The organism is Paenibacillus piscarius, from assembly GCF_022234545.1.
Classification (GTDB): Bacteria; Bacillota; Bacilli; order Paenibacillales; family Paenibacillaceae; genus Paenibacillus_AQ; species Paenibacillus_AQ piscarius.
On sequence record NZ_JAIEUI010000001.1, the window covers coordinates 590,687 to 610,422 of the forward strand.

Consider the following 19,736-nt stretch of genomic DNA (forward strand, 5'->3'; position numbering starts at 1 on the left):
ATTTGATCAGAACTGTTCAAGCCAGCGACATCGGCCGGGTACGCACGGTCAATGAGGACTCAGTCTGGATCGGCGCGACGCGCCACGGTTATACCCTCGGCGTAATCGCCGACGGGATGGGGGGACATCTGGCCGGTGATACCGCGAGCAAGCTTGCGCTGGAGACCGTCAGGGATAGGCTCGACCCGCTCCCGCCGGATCTTCCGGAGGAGGAGCTGAAGGCGGCGCTGAATGCCGCCATTATGGAAGCCAACACCACAGTCTACAGAGAGGCGCAGAGCAATGAGGAGTTTCACAACATGGGAACAACTATTGTCGCAGCGCTGCTGAAGGGGGCGGCGGGCTTCATCGGCCATATCGGGGACAGCAGGGCTTACCTGATTCAGAGTGGCACCGCCAGACAATTAACCGAGGACCATACGCTGGTTCATGAGCTGTTCAAGAGCGGCCAGATCAGTCTGGAGGAAGTAGATCATCATCCGCGCCGCAATGTGCTGAGCAGAGCGCTGGGGACAGATACCGTAGTATCTGCCGATATGGTCCAGGTAACGCTTGGGCCGGGGGAACTTCTCCTGCTCTGCAGCGACGGGCTCAGCAATTATGTCAGCCCGGAGCATCTGGGCAAGGTAGCCGGAATCCATGAAATATCTCTGGAGGAACGGGCAGACCGTTTACTTCAATTGGCATTGCTTGCGGGCGGCAGCGATAATATAAGCGTTGCTATGCTGGAACACCAAGGAGAGGCCGCAGTGCCCGAGACAAAGGAGTGGGATACATGATCGGTCACGAATTGGGCGGCCGTTACCAAATTATTGAACGGATCGGCGGAGGCGGCATGGCGCTCGTCTACAGAGCCCATGATATTCTGTTGAACCGCAATGTTGCTATCAAAGTATTGCGCAACCAGTTTGTGCATGATGAGGAATTCATCCGCCGGTTCCGGCGTGAGGCACAATCTGCCGCATCATTATCACATCCGAATGTAGTCAGCATCTATGATGTGGGCCAGGAAGATGAAGTTCATTATATCGTTATGGAATATATTGAAGGCAAGAACCTGAACGAGATTATCAAAGAGCGGGCCCCGCTGCAGGTGGATGAAGCCGTACGGATTGCGTCGCAGATCTGCGATGCTCTTGATCATGCGCATATGAACCAGATTATTCACCGCGATATTAAACCTCATAACATTCTGATCGGCCGTAACGGACGGGTCAAGGTCACCGACTTCGGGATCGCCCGGGCGGTTACGTCCACGACGATTACCCAAACCGGGTCAGTCGTGGGCTCGGTGCATTACTTCTCGCCGGAACATGCCAAAGGTGTGACTACAGGGGAGAAATCCGACCTGTATTCACTTGGAATTGTACTCTACCAGATGCTTACCGGAGTATTGCCGTTTCTCGGGGAGAGCCCGATTAGTGTCGCTCTGAAGCATCTGCAGGAGGAGTTCGAGGAGCCGCGGCTGCTGAATCCGCTGATTCCGCAGAGCGTGGAGAATGTCATTCTGAAATCGATGCGTAAGAACCCTGACGAACGGTATCAGTCGGCCAAGCAGATGCTTCAGGATCTGGAGACCTGCCTGTTGCCTGAGCGCAGAAGCGAAGCCAAGGCCTTGTTCCAGGATGAGGATGACGAGGACCGGACGCGTATTATTCCGGCGATTAAGCCGCTGCAGCGGGGACTGGGCAGCCGGGCCGGAGGCGGAGAGGAGCGGCTCCGCAGCATGGAGGAGGTTCAGCCGCCTGTGCCCGAGAAGCGCAAGAAAGGCCGTGCGGTGTTATGGATTAGTCTTACCCTGGCCGTCCTGATTGCAATGACAGGGATCGTATGGTATGTCAACTCCAAATTGTCGGTTGATGAAGTAGCGGTGCCGGTCGTGACCGGCAAATCCTTCGAGGAAGCCAAGGCCGAGCTTGAAGCCGTGGGCCTCCTTGCCGAGGAACCGCCGCTGCAGGAATACAAAGAGGGCTTCGCAGAGAACATCGTCTGGAAGCAGAACAAGACCAATACAATGGTTAAGGAAGGTACACATATTATTCTTACCGTCAGCACGGCGAAGATACTGCCCAAGCTGCCTGATGTATCGGGTAAGACCTATGAAGATGCGGTCAAAGAGCTGATGGCCCTGGGTATTGCCCAAGGCAATATCACTCCCGATGAACGGTACAGCGAGGATTTCGACAAGGGCAAGGTCATCAGCTCCGAGCCTGCTGCAAGCAGTGAGTATGACCCTGAGACTGTCACCGTCAAGCTGGCCGTAAGCAAAGGCAAGGAGAGCACCCAAATGCCTGACCTGCTCGGGAAGACTGAGAAGGAGGCTAAGGCTGCACTGGAGAAGGCTGGGTTAGTGCTGGATGCGGTCAAGGAAGAGTCTAGCTTCACCATTGAGAAGGGCAAGGTCACGAAGCAGTGGGCTTATGAGCCAGGGGATCTGGTTCCTCCAGGCGAGAAGATCACCATCTACATTAGCACAGGGTATCCCGATGAGGCGCTGGAATTCACCTTCAATGTTCCTGTAGCACCGGTTGCAGAAGGCAAGAAGAGCAAGATCCGTATTGTCTTTGCGGATGCGCGCAACAATGGTGAGAATCAGGAATGGGGTACACGAACGATCGGCAAAAGCCAGACTCTGTCTGTGAATATGCTGCTGGCGCCGAACAAGGACGGAATGGTCTCCGTCTACCGTGACGGGCAATTCCTTGAGACCTATCCGATCACGTATGTAGATGTCAAGAACGGCACCGTGCAGCAGCCGGAGCCTCCACCTATGGAGACACCGACCCCGGCGCCGACCGTTGCACCGACTGAGACGCCTACTCCGGAGCCTACCGTAGAGCCGGAGATTCTGCCGCCGGACGGCGGAGGTGAAGTTCCGGTGACGGGAGAGACAGACCAGACCGGTTATCTGCCCGCTAACGGGGAGAATGCGAATGTGACGGTTGTTAACAGTAGCCAGGGCAACACTAATAACAAAGGCCTGGGCAAGGGCAAAGAAACCGGGGGCAAGCCTGGCAAGGAGAAACCCGGCAAACCATAACATGAGATAGGCTTCAGATATTCTGTTCCGGTGACATCACCGGCAGGGCTGAGGCGGCGCAAATGACCCGGGGATTCCTCATCTTGGGTCATTTGCGCAAATATCAGGAGAGGAAGGGTCAGCATGTATGCCTGAAGGAATCATAATCAAAGCATTAAGCGGATATTACTATGTGAAGCCGCTTCGAGATGGACAGATCGCAACCGAGGAAGAGGCGGTCCAATGCCGCGGGCGGGGGATTCTGAAGAAGAAGGGGACGGCTCCGCTGGTAGGCGACCGGATCGTCTACGTGCTTACAGAGAACGGGGAAGGTATGGTGGATGAGCTGCTTCCCCGCGAATCTGAGCTTGTCCGCCCGCCTGTGGCGAATGTGAAGCTGGCAGTGCTGCTGTTCTCCGTCCGGGAGCCGGATATGAACCTGAATCTGCTGGACAAGTTCCTGGTTCATATCGAGCATTCCGGTCTCGACACGCTGATCGTACTCACGAAGCAGGATCTTGAAGAGGAGGACGGCCAGACTACGGAGGCTGTCAAAGCCCTGTATGAGCGGATCGGATACGAGGTGATGGTCACCAGCTCCCTGAACGGAACCGGGGCTGAGGAGCTGCGGGAACGGCTGGCCGGCATTATCAGTGTCTTCTCCGGCCAGTCTGGCGTCGGTAAGTCCACCCTGCTCAACCGGCTGGTGCCTGGACTTGAGCTGGAGACGGGCGAGATCAGTCTCCGCCTTGGACGGGGGCGTCACACCACACGTCATGTAGAGCTCATGGATATCGGGGGCGGCGGGTTTGTCGCCGATACGCCGGGCTTCAGCCAGCTGGACTTCCTGGAGCTGGGGGTTGAAGAGCTCTCAACATGCTTCCGCGAGTTCGCCGCTTATGCGGAGAACTGCAAATTCCGCGGCTGCAGCCACCTGCATGAGCCGGGCTGCAAGGTGATTGAGGCCTGGGAAGCCGGGGAGATTGCCGACAGCCGTTACGGGCATTACAAGCTGTTCTTTAATGAAATGAAAGATAAAAAGCGGAGGTACTGAAACTCATGGTGAAAATTGCTCCTTCCATATTGTCAGCGGATTTCGCAGCGCTTGGTGCAGAGGTGGCTGAAGCCGAAGCCAGCGGTGCGGACTGGATTCATGTAGATGTAATGGACGGGCAGTTCGTGCCGAATATTACACTCGGCCCCGTAATTTGTGCAGCGGTGAAACAGCATACCTCGCTGCCGCTCGATGTTCACCTGATGATTGAGCATCCCGAGAATTATATTGCTGCATTTGCAGCTGCAGGCGCTTCAGTCATCACGGTTCATGCGGAAGCTTGCGTTCATCTGCACCGCGTTGTGCACCAGATCAAGGAGCTGGGCCTGATGGCCGGAGTAGCAATCAATCCGGGCACACCGGCTTCGGCGGTGCGTGAGGTTCTGGAGGATGTAGATATGGTACTTGTCATGACCGTGAATCCGGGCTTCGGCGGCCAAGCGTTCATTCCGCGTACGCTGCACAAAATCAGGCAGCTCCGGCAATGGGCAGCGGAGCTCCGTCACCCCGGCTTACTGATAGAAGTGGATGGCGGAATCGCCGAAGCCACTGCACCGCTTGTCGCTGAAGCGGGAGCCGATGTGCTTGTAGCCGGCAATGCAGTCTTTGGGCGCAGTGATCGTGCGGGGGCGATCCGGGCCATCCGTGAAGCGGCAGAAGGTGCAGTCTCTTAATTGCTTGTGCATTCCTGTACCGGGTGGTATAGGCCAAGTTGTGCACGCATAAATATGGTTACATGAGCAGAAATCTCATGTAGCCTTTTTTTGTACCATAAGGGAGGTCTGCAGTCCGTTGGAATACAACAGCATGACAGGATAGTCTCCTACTGCAACGCAAGAATTGATGGGAGGGTGAATCATGAAATTTTACACGTTTAAGCTGCCGAAGTTTTTGGGAGGTTTTGTTAAAGCGATTTTGAACACTTTTCAGAAGAGTTAAGTTCAATCGGATAAGAAAATATGAAAAAAAGCACCTTACGTAGGTAAAGGGTGCTTTTTGTTACAAATATTAAACTAGACGCGTTCAACCTTACCGGCTTTCAGAGCACGGGTGCTGACGTAGACGCGTTTCGGTTTACCGTTCACGAGGATACGGACCTTCTGAACGTTAACTCCCCAAGAGCGACGGTTACGGTTGTTCGCGTGAGATACGTGGTTGCCGCTGCCCGGTTTCTTGCCTGTTACTGTACATTTGCGGGACATAGATTACACCTCCTTGTTACGTACACCTGCATAAAACAATACTTAAATATAATATCACAGCAAAATTTGCTTCGTCAACCGATTCAAAAACATTTATTTCTGAAGACTCTTATAGTACAATATAAATTAGTGCATTATGTCCAGTTAATCTTCGAATTGATTAGGCATGAAGTTAGGAAGGGGAATTCTCATTGAGTAAGCGTTCTATAAACGGGACAGATTTTACCGCAATGGTACTAACCGGTGCGGAACAGCTGCAGCAGCATGCAGAGCACGTAAATTCCTTGAATGTGTTTCCGGTGCCGGATGGAGATACGGGAACGAACATGAATTTGACGATGACCGCAGGCGCGAACGAACTGAAGAAGAATCATACAGCCTCTGTCGGCCAGTGTGCAGGCGTGCTGTCGAAGGGGCTGCTGATGGGCGCGCGGGGGAACTCCGGCGTTATTTTGTCGCAGCTGTTCAGAGGCTTCGGTCGTTATGCCGCCCAATATGAAGAGCTGAACACCCAGCAGTTCGCTGCAGCTCTGCAGACCGGCGTAGATACGGCGTATAAGGCCGTGGTGAAGCCGGTGGAAGGTACGATTCTTACAGTAGCCAAGGAAGCGGCAAGACATGCGGTATATTATGCACGGCGCACCACTGATATTATCGAACTGATGACTGAGGTGCTCGCCAAGGCGAAGGAAGCTTTAGCACACACACCTGAGCTTCTGCCTGTTCTGAAGCAGGTTGGAGTTGTGGATTCCGGGGGCCAGGGTCTGGTCTATATCTATGAAGGCTTCTACCAGCATCTCACCGGCGGAGCATCCGCCGCTCCTGTTCAGCCTGCTGTGCAGGGACAAGCCTCAGCGGCCGCAGCTGCACCATCAGCCGTACTGACCAAACCTGAGAACGTGCTGTCCTCCGTACAGTCTTCTGCGCAATCCCAGCTCTCTACGGAAGACATTGAATTTTTATATGATATGGAATTCTTCATCAACCGCCGGCTTGGCGCAGCCGCGAATTCGGATTTCGATGAGGATGCGTTTCGGAAAGCGTTATCAGTGGGCGGCGATTCGATTATTGTCATCTCGGATGATGAGACGATCAAGGTGCATGTGCACTCGAAGACTCCGGGAGAGGTGCTGAACCTGGCCCTCGTCCACGGAGAGATTACCCAGATTCATATTCTTAACATGCGTGAGCAGCACCGCGATCTGCTGACGGCAGGCATGGATATCGCCCCAATGCCGGATGTCTTCGCGGATATCCCGGAAGAGAAGACGAGTGTGCAGGCACCTGCGGTACCGCCAGCAGATGATCTTGCGCCATACGGCTTCATCGCCGTCTCCTCAGGAGAGGGGATTTCGAACATTTTCCGCAGCTTAGGGGTGGATGCGATCCTGGCCGGCGGCCAGACGATGAACCCGAGCACAGAGGACTTCGTGAATGCGATCGCTTCGATCTCTGCGAAGCATATCTATATTCTCCCGAATAACTCCAACATTGTTCTTGCTGCACAGCAGGCGAAGGAGCTGCTGGAGGGTGAACGTGAGATTACGGTCATTCCGAGCAAGAGCATCCCGCAGGGGATTTCGGCGGCGTTTGCCTTCCAGGAAGAGGAGAGCGTGGAGGCCAATACTAGTAACATGCTGGAGGCCATCGCCCAGGTCAAATCGGGACAGGTTACCACTGCGGTGCGGGATACCGTTATTGAGGCACTGGAGATCAAGTCCGGGCAATATATCGGCATTGAGAGCGCGAAGATTGTGGCGGCTGCCGATGATCTGCTTGAGGCAAGCAAGCAATTGCTGGCTAACATGCTGGTGAACGGCGACGAGATTGTAACCGTTCTGACCGGCGCGGATACCGATGATGAGGTGACGGATGCGCTGGCCGCTTGGCTGGAAGAGGCTTATCCGCAAGTCGAGGTTGAGATGCATGAAGGCGGACAGCCGCTGTATTATTATCTTTTCTCGGTGGAGCCGTAAGCCTTCCTGAGTCGTAAGCCAGAGTGGTTCAGCTATTATTACAGTATGGGGAGGATAATCATGAATCGTACCGTAATCGTTACCGACAGCACCTCCGATATCCCGCCGGCCCTGGCGGAGCAGTACGGCATTGAAGTCGTTCCGCTGACGCTGATGTTCGGCGAAGAGGCCTTCCGGGATAATGTGGATCTGACTCCGGAACAGTTCTATGAGCGTCTTCCCCGCTCGCCGCAGCTGCCGACCACCTCGCAGCCGTCACCTGTCGAATATATGAATGTGTACCGCCGGATCCAGGAGCAGTACCCGGGCAGCCCGATCTTGTCCTTCCATATCTCCTCCGGGCTTAGCGGGACGTATCAGTCAGCTGTTCTGGCCAAATCCATGCTGGAGGAGGACGGGGAAGCCATCACGGTGGTGGACAGCCTGTCCGCCTCTTACGGCTTCGGCTTCATGGTAGTGGAAGCTGCCCGGTTGGCACAGCAGGGACAGGAGCCTGCGGCCATCCTGGAGCAGGTGGAGCGGCTGCGCCAGTCGCGCAAGCTGTATTTTCTCGTGGATACGCTCGAATATCTGCAGAAGGGCGGCCGGATCGGCAAAGCGTCCGCCATTCTCGGTACACTGCTTAACATCAAGCCGATTCTGTCGATCGACGCGGAAGGAATCATCTATGCGGTAGAGAAGGTCCGGGGCCGCAAGAAGGCTGTTGCCCGCATGATTGAGCTGTTCAAGGCGGATCTGCCGGGTGTGAATAACATTAATGTAGCCGTGGGCCATACCGCTGAACCGGCTTCCGGCGAAGAATTCCTGCGGGAATTAGCCGGACATTTCACTCTGAAAGAGAAGGTACTGACCAACGTAGGCCCTGTTGTAGGCAGCCACGTAGGCAACGGGACCTTAGCCGTCTTCATCTGGCCCGCCTAGGTTAGGGGATGAGCATGGTGCTGGCTTTGGAATCCATTGAAGTGAAGCAAATCACTGGCGTGAGCGCTCAAAAGCAAAGCGAGCTTCACGCCTTTGGCATTTATACGGTAAAAGATCTGCTGGAGTACTATCCGTTCCGTTACGAGGATTTCCGGCCGAAAACGCTCGGCGAGGTGAAGCATGGCGATAAGGCTACGATAGTGGCCAAGGTTATCGGCATTCCGGTGCTGCAGCGCTACGGCGGCAAATCACGTATGAGCTGCAAAATGGTGGCTGAGCCGTGGATGTTCACCGCCACCTGGTTCAACCAGCATTATGCGCGTGAGCAGCTGACGGTAGGCCGTGAGGTGGTGCTGACAGGCAAATGGGACCAGAAGCGCAACCAGATCACGGTAACGAACTATGAGTTCCCCGACCGCGGCGGCGGCAAGACGGGAACGCTGCAGCCGGTCTATTCGGTGGGCGGCAAGATTACACAATCGTGGATGCGCAAGATCATCGGCCAGGGGCTGCAGCAGTACGGGGAGATGATCCCCGAGATTCTGCCGCACAGCATTATACGTAAATACGACTTCATGTCCCGCAAAAGGGCCATTGCTACGATCCATCAGCCCGAGGATACGAAGGAAGGCCAGCAGGGCAGACGCAGGATGGTCTATGAGGAGCTGTTCCTGTTCCAATTGAAGGTACAAGCCTTCCGTGTGCTGAACCGGGGCAGAATGGACGGGGTGGTCCATACGGTGGATAACGCGACTGTGCGGCAGTTTGTGCGCAGCCTGCCCTTCGAGCTGACCGATGCCCAGAAGCACGTGGAGCTGGAGATTCTGCAGGATATGCGCTCCGGCTACTGTATGAACCGGCTGCTGCAGGGGGATGTCGGCTCCGGCAAAACCGTGCTTGCGGCCATCGCGCTCTACGCAACGGTCAGATCAGGCTTTCAGGGCGCGCTGATGGTGCCGACCGAGATTCTGGCGGAGCAGCATATGCGCTCGCTCACCCGGATGTTCGAGCCCTTCGGCATCACGGTCGGTCTGTTGACCGGCAGTGTGAACGGCCGCAAGCGCAAGGATCTGCTGGCCTCGCTCCAGCTCGGCCTGCTGGATGTAGTGGTCGGTACCCATGCCCTGATCCAGGAGGATGTGTTCTTCCGCGGCCTGGGACTTGTCGTTACCGATGAGCAGCACCGCTTCGGGGTGAACCAGCGGAGTATTCTGCGGCGCAAGGGGTATAATCCCGATGTGCTGACCATGACGGCCACCCCGATTCCCCGGACGCTGGCGATTACTGTCTTCGGCGATATGGATGTATCTACGCTGTCAGAGCGGCCGAAGGGACGGGTGCCCATTACTACATATTGGGTAAAGCCTGATATGATGGAACGGGTCCTGAACCTGATCAGCCGGGAGATCGATCAGGGACGGCAGGCTTATCTAATCTGCCCGCTGATCGAGGAGTCGGAGAAGCTGGATGTACAGAACGCGATTGATCTGCATGTGCAGATGTCGCAGGCTTTTCCAGGCTACAGGGTAGGTCTGCTTCACGGGCGGATGACGCCGTCGGAGAAGGATGAGGTCATGCGTGATTTCTACCGTAATGAGATACAGTTACTGGTCTCCACGACGGTGGTCGAGGTTGGTGTCGATGTCCCGAATGCTACGCTGATGATCATTATGGATGCGGACCGCTTCGGGCTGTCCCAGCTGCATCAGCTGCGCGGCCGGGTCGGCAGAGGCGAGCATCCTTCCTATTGTGTGCTTATGGCGGATCCGAAGTCCGAGATCGGGCGGGAACGGATGACGGCGATGACGGATACGGATGACGGGTTCGAGGTCTCCCGGCGTGACCTGGAGCTGCGGGGGCCGGGAGATTTCTTCGGGACGAAGCAGAGCGGACTGCCGGAGTTCCGGCTGGCGGATATGACCGCTGATTTCCAGGTATTGGAGATGGCACGTGATGATGCCGCAGAGCTGCTGCGGGATGCTTCATTCTGGACTTCACCGGATTATGCCGCGCTGCGCACGTATTTGCAGCAGGAGCAGATTTTCCAGGGAGATTTAATTGACTGAAATAGGCACATGCCGGTACCAAGCCTCATATACTGTGAATGATTGGATATGACAGGAGGTGCTGTGCTTGGGTTATCAGCAATATGGAATCAGTCCGGCGCTGGTGGAACGTATCAAGACGAAGATGAAGAATCCGGCGGTGAAGGAACGCGTCAAGAATATGATTAAAGACATCTCCAAGCAGGAGCTGCAGGACACAGCGGTTGTCCGCAGGCTGGTGCGTAACGCAGCGGCTGTCATGAATGAGAAGCTGACCTCGGCTCAGGAGGATCAGATTGTGAAATTCGTCATCGCCCAAAAGATTGATCCGAACAACACGTTCCACCTGATCCGCTTATGGGGGATGTTCCGCTGAAATATCGTGTGCTGGTTTTTGGCTGCAAAAAGCGTTCCCGCGTTAATAACGGGAACGCTTTTTGCATTGTGCAGAGCCGTATGAACTGCCATCCGGCTCAGCCCGGCGGCTTATTGTGGAAGAGCGCCCGGATCCGGTTGTTGCGGGCGGCGTTAATCACGATGGTGCTGTCCTTATCGCAGCCATGTACGATGGAAGCCAGCTCCTCCTCCTCCAGTCTGCTAGCCAGGCAGAAGACGGTGCCGGGCTGTCCGTCAGGGCCGGAGGACTGGACGAGCTTGACCTCGCGGTCCAGCGACTGCTGAAGCTTGCGGCGGATCTCCTCCGGCTTGCTGCTGGTAATCCACACGGCCTGTGTGAGCGACAGGTCCCGCAGCGAGAATCGCAGCGCTTCAAAGGCAAGCAGGTAAGCGATGATGCTGTACATCGCCTGATCCCAGCCGAATAAGGAGCCGCCATAGAGCAGAATGGCGACGTTGAACAGCATGATCGGCATCTCGGCTGATTTGGGCGGACCGCCGTTCAGCAGCCGTACGCTCTGCTGCTCACTTCCCGCAGTAAGTCCGCCGAAGCGGACCGAGATCCCCAGGCCGAAGCCAAGGCACAGGCCGCCTGCAATGGCGGCGGGCAGCGGTTCGCTGACGGCAGCAGGGAAATGGTGCAGGGCAAGCGAGCCGGCTGTAAGTCCAATCAGCCCGAGCATCGTATACAGTGCGAAGCGGAGGCTGATCTGTCTGCGCGATATCAGAATAAACGGGAGATTGAACAGAAACAGAAACAGGCCCAGGCGCATTTCAGTGATATGGGAGATCAGGGCGGATAAGCCGGTAATTCCGCCCGGCAGCAGCTTGTGCGGCATCAGGAACAGTTCAAGTCCAACCGCAGCAACGAGGCCTCCGCCTGCAACTGCGAGCAGCCGCAGCGCCTTGGACTGCCGCCGGGGAGCTGCACTTCTATATCGGATTTTCAATAAGATTTCCTCCTTTCAGCAGGAAACCGGTATTTGGGGTGCAGGCAGAAATGCATCTTGTAGTTAAAGCATATCATAGGTTCGGTGCAGGGCCAAATGAATTACGCTATTTTGACGGAGAAAAAAGAGCGAAAAAACGAAACCGGCAGCGCTACACTGCGTATGGTTAAGTAAAATGAACATTTCTTGAACATTTCAGCGGAAAGGAGCGGTAAATATGCATGATATGAGACTAAATAATGGTCTTTTATATCCTTCCAGTGCCCGCAATGAAGGGATCCTGAACTGGACTTTTGTGCTGCAGCTGATTCTCGTGCTGATTGTATGCTTCGTTGCCTATACTATTGTGATGATGGTGAAGACCTGGATTATCAATTACACCAGTCCTGTGGAGTCACGGATCGCAACGGCGGTGACCAAACGGACAGAGGTCTGGGGCGGAAGAGGGTACCTGGCGGGCACACATACGAGTTACTATGTCACCTTTGAATTCAGGGACGGGAGCCGCAGGGAGCTGGAAGTGAAGCCCAAGGCCCATGCGCTGATCGTGGAAGGGGATAAGGGCGAGCTGTCTTATCAGGGCAGCCGCTTCAGAGGATTCGCCTGGCATTAGAATTCTCCTGTTATGTTTGGAGGTTTATCATACGCTGTATACTGCAGAGGTACTGAAGGGGATTTCTGTGACTCCAGAGAATAATGCAAAAAAGATACCGTTAACTAAATTCCACGGTACCTTTTTTGCATTTTATTTTTTTATAGCACACGCTGCATATGCAGAATCACATTGCTCCAGTAGCCGCTGTCCAGGTCGCTGATCTGCACCCCGGGGTCGCCCCAGGTGTGAATGAATTGGCTGCCCCCGATGTAGATGCCCACATGGCCAGGTACGGCGTCGCTCTCGAAGCGTCCGGGTACGGTGAAGAAAATTAGGTCCCCGGGCTCCAGCTCGCTCCGTGAGACCCGTCTGCCCCGATTATCCTGGTCTTTGGCCAGCCGGGGCAGATCGATGCCGAACTTTTCAAAGACATGGCGGGTGAAGGAGGAACAGTCGAAGCGTCTGGTCTCCTCATAGGGGCCTGCGCCGAACTCGTAGGGCACACCAAGAAACTTCTTGGCGTAGGAAACCAATGCGCCGGTGTCCACGTTCGATACACTCTGGATACGCAGCGGCTTCGCGGCTTCCCCGGACCCTGCATTCGGCCCCGAGGTCTCCCTGTCCTTAGGAGCTGAGATATTAATCTCGCCGGTGGTCGGATTCCAGCCCACCTCCGTCTGAAGCAGCTTGGACAGGGAGGTAGGGGTGATGTATATTTGGCCTTCACGCCGGATCGGGACTTCCGGCAGGGTGATCCGCTGGCCGAGCGAGAATACCTGGCTGGAATCCGGCTGCAGCATATACATCACATCGCTGTACCCCAGCTTGGTATATCCGCCGCTTGAGGTGTCATCCTTCATACGGTAACCCAGGGACGCCGCTGCCGGCTTCAATGGAATCCAATACTTACCTTCCTTATCGGTATAGGCACTCTTCTCGTAATAGCTTCCGGCAAAATTGCCGGTGGGTGAAATTGAGTTGACTTTGGGAGTGGTGTCTTTACTGGAGTAGTTGCTGCAGGCCGCCGTCCCGCCGGCTGCGGTAATCAGGATGGCGGCTGTCATGATGAGTTTGCTGAATTGCGGCTTGTTGCTTGGCATAGAGCACGCTCCTTTTCCAACGTTAGATAAAGTGTGCGCAAGGCCGTATTTTTTATGTGCAGCAGGCTTTAGTAATCAATGTCAAGGAAAAGTACAGGCTGCCGGGGGGGATAGGACTCCTTTGTGCGTGAATTGTAAAATATGGAGTGGACATAAATGATTGACGGGAATTCAGGCTACATATAATATATGTTTAATAGATTCGGGGAGCGGAAGCCGGAAGAGGTGCGGGCATTCGCTTTAATGCTTTTCAAGATGAAAGCGATAATGCTGGACCGCTAACTCTGGTTGTCGCGCTGACCCGTACAAGAAGAGGGGTTATCTGATGAAGAGAAATAAGATATGGCTGGGTTTGAGCATGGCGCTGATGCTTGTTGCGGCGGGCTGCGGGAACAATAATGCAGCGGTGGATAATGCGGCAGGCAAGGGGAACGCCCCGGCCAGCACCGCAGAGGCAACGGCAGATACGGGTTCTTCGCAAGACAACAAGTCGTATACCATCGCGATCTCCCAATATGTGGAGCATCCGTCGCTGGATGCTACACGTGAAGGATTCATGGCCGCGCTGAAGGAAGCCGGGATTGTCGAGGGAGAGAACCTGAAGGTCGATCTGGAGAACGCCCAGGCGGACCAGGCCAATAACCTGTCTATTGCTCAGAAGATTGCCGGTGACAAGAATGATCTGGTGCTCGGAATTGCTACACCTTCGGCCCAGGCGCTGGTACAGAATGTGAAGGATACACCGATTCTGTTCGCAGCTGTAACCGACCCGATTGATGCGAAGATTGTAACGGACCTTGAGCATCCCGGCGGCAATGTGTCCGGCGCTTCGGATACGAATCCGGAGTCGATTACCCGGCTGATGCAGTTCATTGCTGGGCAGTTCCCTAAGGTGAAGAAGCTGGGCCTTGTCATTAATGAAGGAGAGCCGAATGCTGTGGTTATGGCCGACATCGCCAAGCAGGAGCTGGACAAGCACGGCATCGAGCTGGTAAAAGCGCCTATCACCAACACTTCAGAGGTGAAGCAGGCTGCGGAATCCCTGGTGGGACGCGTAGATGCGCTGTATATAACGCTGGACAATTCTGTTGTCAGCGGCGTGGACACGATCATCCAGACGGCGAATGACAACAAGCTGCCATTCTTCTCGGCGGACCGCGATACGGTAGAGAAGGGCGCTTTTGCCACTGTGGGCTTCAAATACTATGATCACGGCTACCAGGTGGGCCAAATGGCTGTGGAGGTACTGAAGAACGGTGCCAAGCCAGGCGACATGAAGGTAACCATGCAAGAGAAGCTGGACCTCATCCTGAACCTCAAAGCAGCAGAGGCACAGGGGATTGAAGTTACGGATGCCATGAAGGCTGAAGTGGCTGATCCGGCGAACAATATTATTCAATAACATACAGACATGATAACGGGGCGTATCCAATATGGGCGCCCTTTGCCGCTTGAAGGAGGAAGGCTGCGATGTATAATTCACTGATCGGCGCCCTGGAGATGGGCCTGCTGTACGCTTTTATGGCCCTTGGGGTATATATTACGTTCCGGATTCTCGATTTCCCGGACCTGACTGTGGACGGAAGCTTCACCACCGGAGGGGCTATCGCGGCAGTTATGATAACCCACGGCTATTCCCCGCTGCTGGCCACGCTGTGTGCTCTGCTGGGAGGAATGGCAGCAGGCATGTGTACAGGACTGCTCCACACCAAAGGCAGAATCAACGGCCTGCTCTCCGGGATTCTGATGATGATTGCCCTGTATTCCATTAATCTGCGGATTCTGGTCCGGCCCAATGTGTCCCTGATGGGGGAGGGTACAGTATTCAGCTCTATGAATCCGCTGCTGGTGATGCCATTTGTCGTGCTGATCGTCAAAATCCTGATGGACCTATTCCTGCGCACTGATCTTGGACTGGCCCTGCGGGCCACAGGCGACAATGCGCGGATGATCCGCAGCTTCGGCGTCAACACGGATACGACTACCATTCTGGGTATCAGTCTGGCGAATGGCATGGTGGCGCTGTCCGGGGCGCTGATCGCCCAGTATTCTTCGTTCGCCGATTCATCGATGGGGATCGGGATGATCGTTATCGGACTGGCCTCGGTGATCATCGGGGAAGCGATCTTCGGCGCGGGGAATGTCTTCCGGGCGACGCTTGCGGTCGTGCTCGGCTCGATTATCTACCGGGTCGTTGTCGCCGTAGCGCTGCGGGTGCCTTGGCTGAAGGCGTCTGATCTGAAGCTGATTACCGCGATTATCGTCATTATTGCTCTCGTATTCCCGTCCGTTCAGCGGTTCATGAAGCAGAAGAGTCAGGCCCGTAAACGCACTGCCGAGCTGGCTGAGCTGGCCCGGCGCAGCAAGAAGGGAGGCGCGGCCAATGCTAAAGCTTGATAATGTGTCGAAGCTGTTCAATCCCGGTTCACCGGATGAGAAGGTCGCCTTGCTCGGCATTGATCTGGAGCTGCGCGCCGGCGATTTCGTAACGATTATCGGCAGCAATGGTGCCGGTAAATCGACGCTGATGAATATTATCTCGGGTGTGATGAAGCCGGACCTGGGTGAAGCCCGCATCGAGGGCAGCTCGATCAGCCATCTGGCGGAATATCAGCGGGCCCGCTGGATCGGCCGGGTCTTCCAGGACCCGATGGCCGGAACGGCGCCGCATATGACGATTGAGGAGAATCTGGCCATGGCCTACAAGCGGGGACGGCCCCGCGGATTGTCCTTCGGCGTCAATGCGGCCCGGCGCAAGCTATTCCGGGAACAGCTTAGCCGCCTGGGCATCGGCCTGGAGAACCGGCTGCGGGCCAAGGTCGGGCTGCTCTCCGGGGGCGAACGGCAGGCGCTTAGCCTGCTGATGGCGACCTTCACCCAGCCGCAGATTCTGCTGCTGGATGAGCATACGGCGGCGCTCGACCCATCGCGTGCCGAGCTGATCACCACGCTCACGGAATCCATCGTACGCGAGATGAAGCTGACCACGCTGATGGTCACGCATAATATGGATCAGGCGATCCGGCTGGGCAACCGGCTGATAATGATGGACAAGGGTTCGATCATTCTCGACTTCGATGAGCAGCGCAAGAAGGACCTGACGGTCGAACGCCTGCTGGGTGAATTCGAAGCGATCAGCGGCCATAAGCTGGCCGATGACCGGATGATGCTGGGATAACTTATTAATAGGGCTTGAGGCGCTGCCGGGTTGAGCTGGCTGTACCTCAAGCCTTTTATTTTGCCAGGAATTCATTGTAGGTCAGGAGGAAGCGGGCACAATATAAGGACATGCCGATTCAACAGGCGGGATGCGGGTAAAGTTAAGGAAGAACTGGACTGAACCACACAGACCTTAGGAGGCGACTGCATATGACTGCGAAGAAACTGGAAGGTAAAGTGGCTATCGTTACAGGAGGCGGCTCCGGCATTGGCCGGGCATCGGTACTGGAGTTCGCAAGGAACGGGGCTAAGGTGGCGCTTCTCGACCGGACGGTTGAGAATGCGGAGAAGGTGGCTGAAGAGATCCGCCGGGAAGGCGGCGAAGCCGCTGTATTCGAATGTGATATTGCCGAGCCGCAGCAGGTCGAACGTGCCGTGAAGGAGGTTGTCAAGAAGTACGGTCAGCTGGATATTGTCTTCGCCAATGCCGGCATCAACGGGGCGATGACTCCGATTGAGACGATGGATATCGAGGCTTGGGACCAGACCATTCAGATTAACCTGCGCGGAACCTTCGCCACCGTCAAATATGCCATTCCCCACCTGAAGGAGAACGGCGGCAGCATCCTGATCAACAGCTCCATCAACGGCAACCGGGTATTCTCCAATATCGGCTTCTCCGCTTACAGCACCACGAAGGCGGGGCAGGTTGCTTTCATGAAGATGGCGGCACTGGAGCTGGCCCAGTACAAAATCCGGGTGAATGCAATCTGTCCGGGAGCCATCACTACGAACATCGACGATAACACCTATCCATCCGATGATCTGAAGGAAGTGCAGATTGAGGTAGAGTTCCCGGACGGCGGACAGCCGCTGGAGAAGGGTCCGGGGCGTCCTGATCAGGTAGCCAAGCTGGCGCTGTTCCTGGCTTCGGAGGATTCGGACCATATCAGCGGAACTGAAATCTTCTGTGACGGGGCAGAGTCGCTGCTGCACGGCTGATTCTTCTAGAATCCGTAAATGGTTCATATGATGAATAACGCAAAGTTTTGGCCGAAGCGGACAGTGTTCCTTTGACCGGTTCCGGGCAGTGCAGCCCGGGTTCCGGCCAGCAGGAGCGGCGGTCCGTTTCTTCTTGCCTCAACCCGCGAAATTAGAGTGAAGTTTGCAGTGCTTTTCAGGTATACTGATCTATGTGCCATGGCGGCGAGGAAGGAGGAATCATTCATAGATATGGACATGGACTTGTTACACACCGAAGCTATTGTGAAGCTGCTGGTGGCCATGCTGTTCGGGCTGTTCATCGGGATTGACCGGCAATTGAAGCAGAAGCCGCTGGGAATCCGGACCAGTATGGTCATCAGCATAGCCAGCTGTCTGGTTACGCTCGTCTCGATTCATGCGTATGACAAATTCGGCGGGCCGGAGCATCCCAGCATGGACCCGATGCGTCTGGCAGCGCAGATTGTCAGCGGGATCGGGTTCCTTGGAGCAGGCGTGATTCTGCGCCGGGGCGGAGATGCGATCTCCGGACTGACCTCGGCAGCGCTGATCTGGACAGCTTCCGGCATCGGGATTGCGGTGGGCGCAGGCTTTTATGTAGAGGCGGGGTATGCGGTGGTGCTGCTGATGTTCGCGGTGAATGCCGTGCCGTATCTGATCAAGGCGATCGGACCTGAGGTGCTGAACAAACATGAAATCTCGATTAAGATTATCATGGAACCGAACTATATTCTGACCGATGTGATTCAGAAGATCGAGCAGCGGCATGCCATTGCCGACACGCGTAAAGCGCGCAAGACCGGCCGGACCATCCGGCGGATGAAGATCAAGGATCTCGACGACGGGCGTCAGCTGATTGATATGGTCGTCTCTGCACCGGATAAGGATTATGCGACCGAAATCTATTATGATGTCAAAAAAATTGAGCATGTCATGAGCGTTGAAGTGGAGCAGCTGTAAAAATGGCATGTTGCCATTCGGGCAGATGTGGTACTCTATCTAGGAGAGAGTCATTTTGAACCTATGGAAGGAGATTATTGTAATGGCATCGATTACAGCTTTTGAAGGACACTATGAGGGAGAAGCAGCGGTCTGGCTGAAGGCCGGACGTTATGAGGCAGCTATCCTCCCCGGCATCGGGGGCAACCTGATCTGCTTCCGTGATACTGAGAGCGGTTACCGTTTCCTGCACGAGCCCGGCGCGGAAGAGATGGAAGCGTTCAAAGTCAATCCAGGCATTCACGGCATTCCGGTATTATTCCCGCCTAACCGCTATGAGGATGGAGAATTCCCTTGGGACGGTAAAGTCTATCAGCTGCCGGTCAATGAACCGGCTACCGGGAACCATCTGCACGGCTTCCTACATACAGCTGCCTGGGAAGTAGAAGAATTCGGCAGCGGCACAAGCGAAAGCTTCGTCACCGTAGCCATCAAGGTGGATGAGAACCATCCGTCCTATCAATATCTGCCGTTCAAGTATACCGTCAAGCTGCGCTATACGCTCGGTGAAGCCGGCCTGTCCCAGCAATTGCTGGTTCACAACGATGGTGAGGTACGGATGCCTTGTCTGCTCGCGTTCCATACGGCTGTGAATGCACCGTTTGCACCGGGCAGCACCGCTCAGGATTACCGTGTTAAGCTGACTATCGGGGACCGCTGGGAGCTGAGCGACCGGATGCTGCCGACCGGCAAGTTCCAGGAGCTGACTGCAGATGAGCTGGCGATGAAAGCGGACGGTGTATATCCGTTCTATGCCTCGATGGACAACCATTATACCGCTGCCGCCCAGAATGGCCGCAACCGGATGGAGCTGACCGACAGCAAGGCCGGGGTTACCCTCGTATATGATGTGGGTACTTCCTACAAGCAGTGGATGATCTGGAACAACGGCGCGACCGAGGGCTTCTTCTGCCCTGAGCCGCAGATTAACCTGGTGAATGCGCCAAAGGTTGACCTGCCTGCAGATGAGATCGGATTGTTCGGTCTGGAGCCGGGTGAGTATTGGGAGGAGAGCAGCCGGCTATACGTGAAGTAGGGGATTTGCTCGAATCTGTACAGCCCGCTTAGGGTCAGCTGTGACTGCAGAGAATGTTTGACTTCCGGTCGCTGTTAGGTTTGTATTTCCTGATCTAAGCTGCTATTCGCAGTAGAAATACAAACCTAAAGGCGAACGCTATCGCTCCTACAGTTCAAACTTCTCTTCCGCCACTTCTACCCTAAGTGTATATTACAACTCCACTCTATCCCGCTGGGATGGGAGTAGGAAGAGCAAAGAGAGCAGCGTTGATGCTGCTCTCTTTTTTACGGTATTAGATGC

Annotated in this window: 19 protein-coding genes; 16 read left to right on the plus strand and 3 right to left on the minus strand. The window is 55.2% G+C overall.

What is annotated here, in order from left to right:
• The first annotated feature begins 2 nt into the window (after window positions 1–2).
• The 5 genes from K1558_RS02685 (at window position 3) to spoVM (ending at window position 5,012) form a co-directional block, all read left to right on the plus strand.
• Window positions 3–779 (plus strand): Stp1/IreP family PP2C-type Ser/Thr phosphatase, encoded by a 777-nt coding sequence (locus K1558_RS02685; protein WP_238649816.1) that lies wholly within the window; start codon window positions 3–5, stop codon window positions 777–779.
• Window positions 776–3,040, plus strand: a complete 2,265-nt coding sequence (gene pknB / locus K1558_RS02690) for a Stk1 family PASTA domain-containing Ser/Thr kinase (RefSeq protein WP_238649817.1) — start codon at window positions 776–778, stop codon at window positions 3,038–3,040. Before K1558_RS02685 ends, pknB begins: the two co-directional genes overlap by 4 nt.
• Before the next feature lie 127 nt (window positions 3,041–3,167).
• Window positions 3,168–4,073: a ribosome small subunit-dependent GTPase A gene (rsgA, locus tag K1558_RS02695; RefSeq protein ID WP_238649818.1), complete on the plus strand. Its 906-nt coding sequence runs from the start codon at window positions 3,168–3,170 to the stop codon at window positions 4,071–4,073.
• Between the two features lie 5 nt (window positions 4,074–4,078).
• Entirely contained in the window at window positions 4,079–4,747 is a 669-nt protein-coding gene (gene rpe, locus K1558_RS02700) for a ribulose-phosphate 3-epimerase (protein WP_238649819.1), read from the plus strand.
• A 184-nt stretch (window positions 4,748–4,931) separates the two neighbouring features.
• On the plus strand, window positions 4,932–5,012 hold the full coding sequence (gene spoVM, locus K1558_RS02705) for a stage V sporulation protein SpoVM (RefSeq protein ID WP_006675261.1): 81 nt from the start codon (window positions 4,932–4,934) through the stop codon (window positions 5,010–5,012).
• 74 nt (window positions 5,013–5,086) lie between these two features.
• Here spoVM and rpmB read toward each other — a convergent pair whose 3' ends face one another.
• A complete protein-coding gene (gene rpmB / locus K1558_RS02710) occupies window positions 5,087–5,275 on the minus strand; it encodes a 50S ribosomal protein L28 (protein ID WP_019911441.1) in 189 nt (62 codons plus the stop codon).
• 191 nt (window positions 5,276–5,466) lie between these two features.
• Between rpmB and K1558_RS02715 the strand changes: the two genes are divergently transcribed.
• The 4 genes from K1558_RS02715 to K1558_RS02730 all read left to right on the plus strand — a co-directional run bounded on the left by K1558_RS02715 (window position 5,467) and on the right by K1558_RS02730 (window position 10,593).
• Window positions 5,467–7,251, plus strand: coding sequence for a DAK2 domain-containing protein (locus K1558_RS02715; protein WP_238649820.1), 1,785 nt, complete (start codon window positions 5,467–5,469; stop codon window positions 7,249–7,251).
• A gap of 60 nt (window positions 7,252–7,311) precedes the next feature.
• Window positions 7,312–8,172, plus strand: coding sequence for a DegV family protein (locus K1558_RS02720; protein WP_238649821.1), 861 nt, complete (start codon window positions 7,312–7,314; stop codon window positions 8,170–8,172).
• Between the two features lie 14 nt (window positions 8,173–8,186).
• Window positions 8,187–10,238, plus strand: a complete 2,052-nt coding sequence (recG, locus tag K1558_RS02725; protein ID WP_238649822.1) for an ATP-dependent DNA helicase RecG — start codon at window positions 8,187–8,189, stop codon at window positions 10,236–10,238.
• Between the two features lie 67 nt (window positions 10,239–10,305).
• Window positions 10,306–10,593, plus strand: coding sequence for a stage VI sporulation protein F (locus K1558_RS02730; protein WP_238649823.1), 288 nt, complete (start codon window positions 10,306–10,308; stop codon window positions 10,591–10,593).
• Between the two features lie 97 nt (window positions 10,594–10,690).
• Here the strand turns inward: K1558_RS02730 and K1558_RS02735 are convergent, their stop codons facing one another.
• Entirely contained in the window at window positions 10,691–11,563 is an 873-nt protein-coding gene (locus K1558_RS02735; RefSeq protein ID WP_238649824.1) for a YitT family protein, read from the minus strand.
• Between the two features lie 217 nt (window positions 11,564–11,780).
• Between K1558_RS02735 and K1558_RS02740 the strand changes: the two genes are divergently transcribed.
• Entirely contained in the window at window positions 11,781–12,176 is a 396-nt protein-coding gene (locus K1558_RS02740) for a DUF2500 domain-containing protein (RefSeq protein ID WP_238649825.1), read from the plus strand.
• Between the two features lie 140 nt (window positions 12,177–12,316).
• On the opposite strand, the gene K1558_RS02745 is transcribed toward K1558_RS02740, so the two are convergent.
• Window positions 12,317–13,258, minus strand: coding sequence for a C40 family peptidase (locus tag K1558_RS02745; RefSeq protein ID WP_238649826.1), 942 nt, complete (start codon window positions 13,256–13,258; stop codon window positions 12,317–12,319).
• 325 nt (window positions 13,259–13,583) lie between these two features.
• Here K1558_RS02745 and K1558_RS02750 point away from each other — a divergent pair, with 325 nt between their 5' ends.
• The 6 genes from K1558_RS02750 to K1558_RS02775 all read left to right on the plus strand — a co-directional run bounded on the left by K1558_RS02750 (window position 13,584) and on the right by K1558_RS02775 (window position 19,454).
• A complete protein-coding gene (locus K1558_RS02750) occupies window positions 13,584–14,660 on the plus strand; it encodes an ABC transporter substrate-binding protein (RefSeq protein ID WP_238649827.1) in 1,077 nt (358 codons plus the stop codon).
• Window positions 14,661–14,728: 68 nt separating this feature from the next.
• Window positions 14,729–15,655 (plus strand): ABC transporter permease, encoded by a 927-nt coding sequence (locus K1558_RS02755; RefSeq protein WP_238649828.1) that lies wholly within the window; start codon window positions 14,729–14,731, stop codon window positions 15,653–15,655.
• Complete coding sequence (locus K1558_RS02760; protein WP_238649829.1) at window positions 15,642–16,436, plus strand: ABC transporter ATP-binding protein; 795 nt, start codon at window positions 15,642–15,644, stop codon at window positions 16,434–16,436. Before K1558_RS02755 ends, K1558_RS02760 begins: the two co-directional genes overlap by 14 nt.
• 191 nt (window positions 16,437–16,627) lie before the next feature.
• A complete protein-coding gene (locus K1558_RS02765) occupies window positions 16,628–17,419 on the plus strand; it encodes an SDR family oxidoreductase (protein ID WP_238649830.1) in 792 nt (263 codons plus the stop codon).
• Between the two features lie 237 nt (window positions 17,420–17,656).
• Entirely contained in the window at window positions 17,657–18,379 is a 723-nt protein-coding gene (locus K1558_RS02770) for an MgtC/SapB family protein (protein ID WP_238650010.1), read from the plus strand.
• 82 nt (window positions 18,380–18,461) lie between these two features.
• Window positions 18,462–19,454: an aldose 1-epimerase gene (locus tag K1558_RS02775; protein ID WP_238650011.1), complete on the plus strand. Its 993-nt coding sequence runs from the start codon at window positions 18,462–18,464 to the stop codon at window positions 19,452–19,454.
• The last annotated feature ends 282 nt before the right edge of the window (window positions 19,455–19,736 follow it).

Excerpts from the sequence above, each read along its gene's own strand:
- pknB (WP_238649817.1), top strand. The coding sequence starts at position 776 with ATGATCGGTCACGAATTGGGCGGCCGTTACCAAATTATTGAACGGATC.
- rsgA (WP_238649818.1), top strand. The coding sequence starts at position 3,168 with ATGCCTGAAGGAATCATAATCAAAGCATTAAGCGGATATTACTATGTG.
- rpe (WP_238649819.1), top strand. The coding sequence starts at position 4,079 with ATGGTGAAAATTGCTCCTTCCATATTGTCAGCGGATTTCGCAGCGCTT.
- spoVM (WP_006675261.1), top strand. The coding sequence starts at position 4,932 with ATGAAATTTTACACGTTTAAGCTGCCGAAGTTTTTGGGAGGTTTTGTT.
- rpmB (WP_019911441.1), bottom strand. The coding sequence starts at position 5,275 with ATGTCCCGCAAATGTACAGTAACAGGCAAGAAACCGGGCAGCGGCAAC.
- K1558_RS02720 (WP_238649821.1), top strand. The coding sequence starts at position 7,312 with ATGAATCGTACCGTAATCGTTACCGACAGCACCTCCGATATCCCGCCG.
- recG (WP_238649822.1), top strand. The coding sequence starts at position 8,187 with ATGGTGCTGGCTTTGGAATCCATTGAAGTGAAGCAAATCACTGGCGTG.
- K1558_RS02740 (WP_238649825.1), top strand. The coding sequence starts at position 11,781 with ATGCATGATATGAGACTAAATAATGGTCTTTTATATCCTTCCAGTGCC.
- K1558_RS02745 (WP_238649826.1), bottom strand. The coding sequence starts at position 13,258 with ATGCCAAGCAACAAGCCGCAATTCAGCAAACTCATCATGACAGCCGCC.
- K1558_RS02750 (WP_238649827.1), top strand. The coding sequence starts at position 13,584 with ATGAAGAGAAATAAGATATGGCTGGGTTTGAGCATGGCGCTGATGCTT.
- K1558_RS02755 (WP_238649828.1), top strand. The coding sequence starts at position 14,729 with ATGTATAATTCACTGATCGGCGCCCTGGAGATGGGCCTGCTGTACGCT.
- K1558_RS02760 (WP_238649829.1), top strand. The coding sequence starts at position 15,642 with ATGCTAAAGCTTGATAATGTGTCGAAGCTGTTCAATCCCGGTTCACCG.
- K1558_RS02765 (WP_238649830.1), top strand. The coding sequence starts at position 16,628 with ATGACTGCGAAGAAACTGGAAGGTAAAGTGGCTATCGTTACAGGAGGC.
- K1558_RS02770 (WP_238650010.1), top strand. The coding sequence starts at position 17,657 with ATGGACTTGTTACACACCGAAGCTATTGTGAAGCTGCTGGTGGCCATG.
- K1558_RS02775 (WP_238650011.1), top strand. The coding sequence starts at position 18,462 with ATGGCATCGATTACAGCTTTTGAAGGACACTATGAGGGAGAAGCAGCG.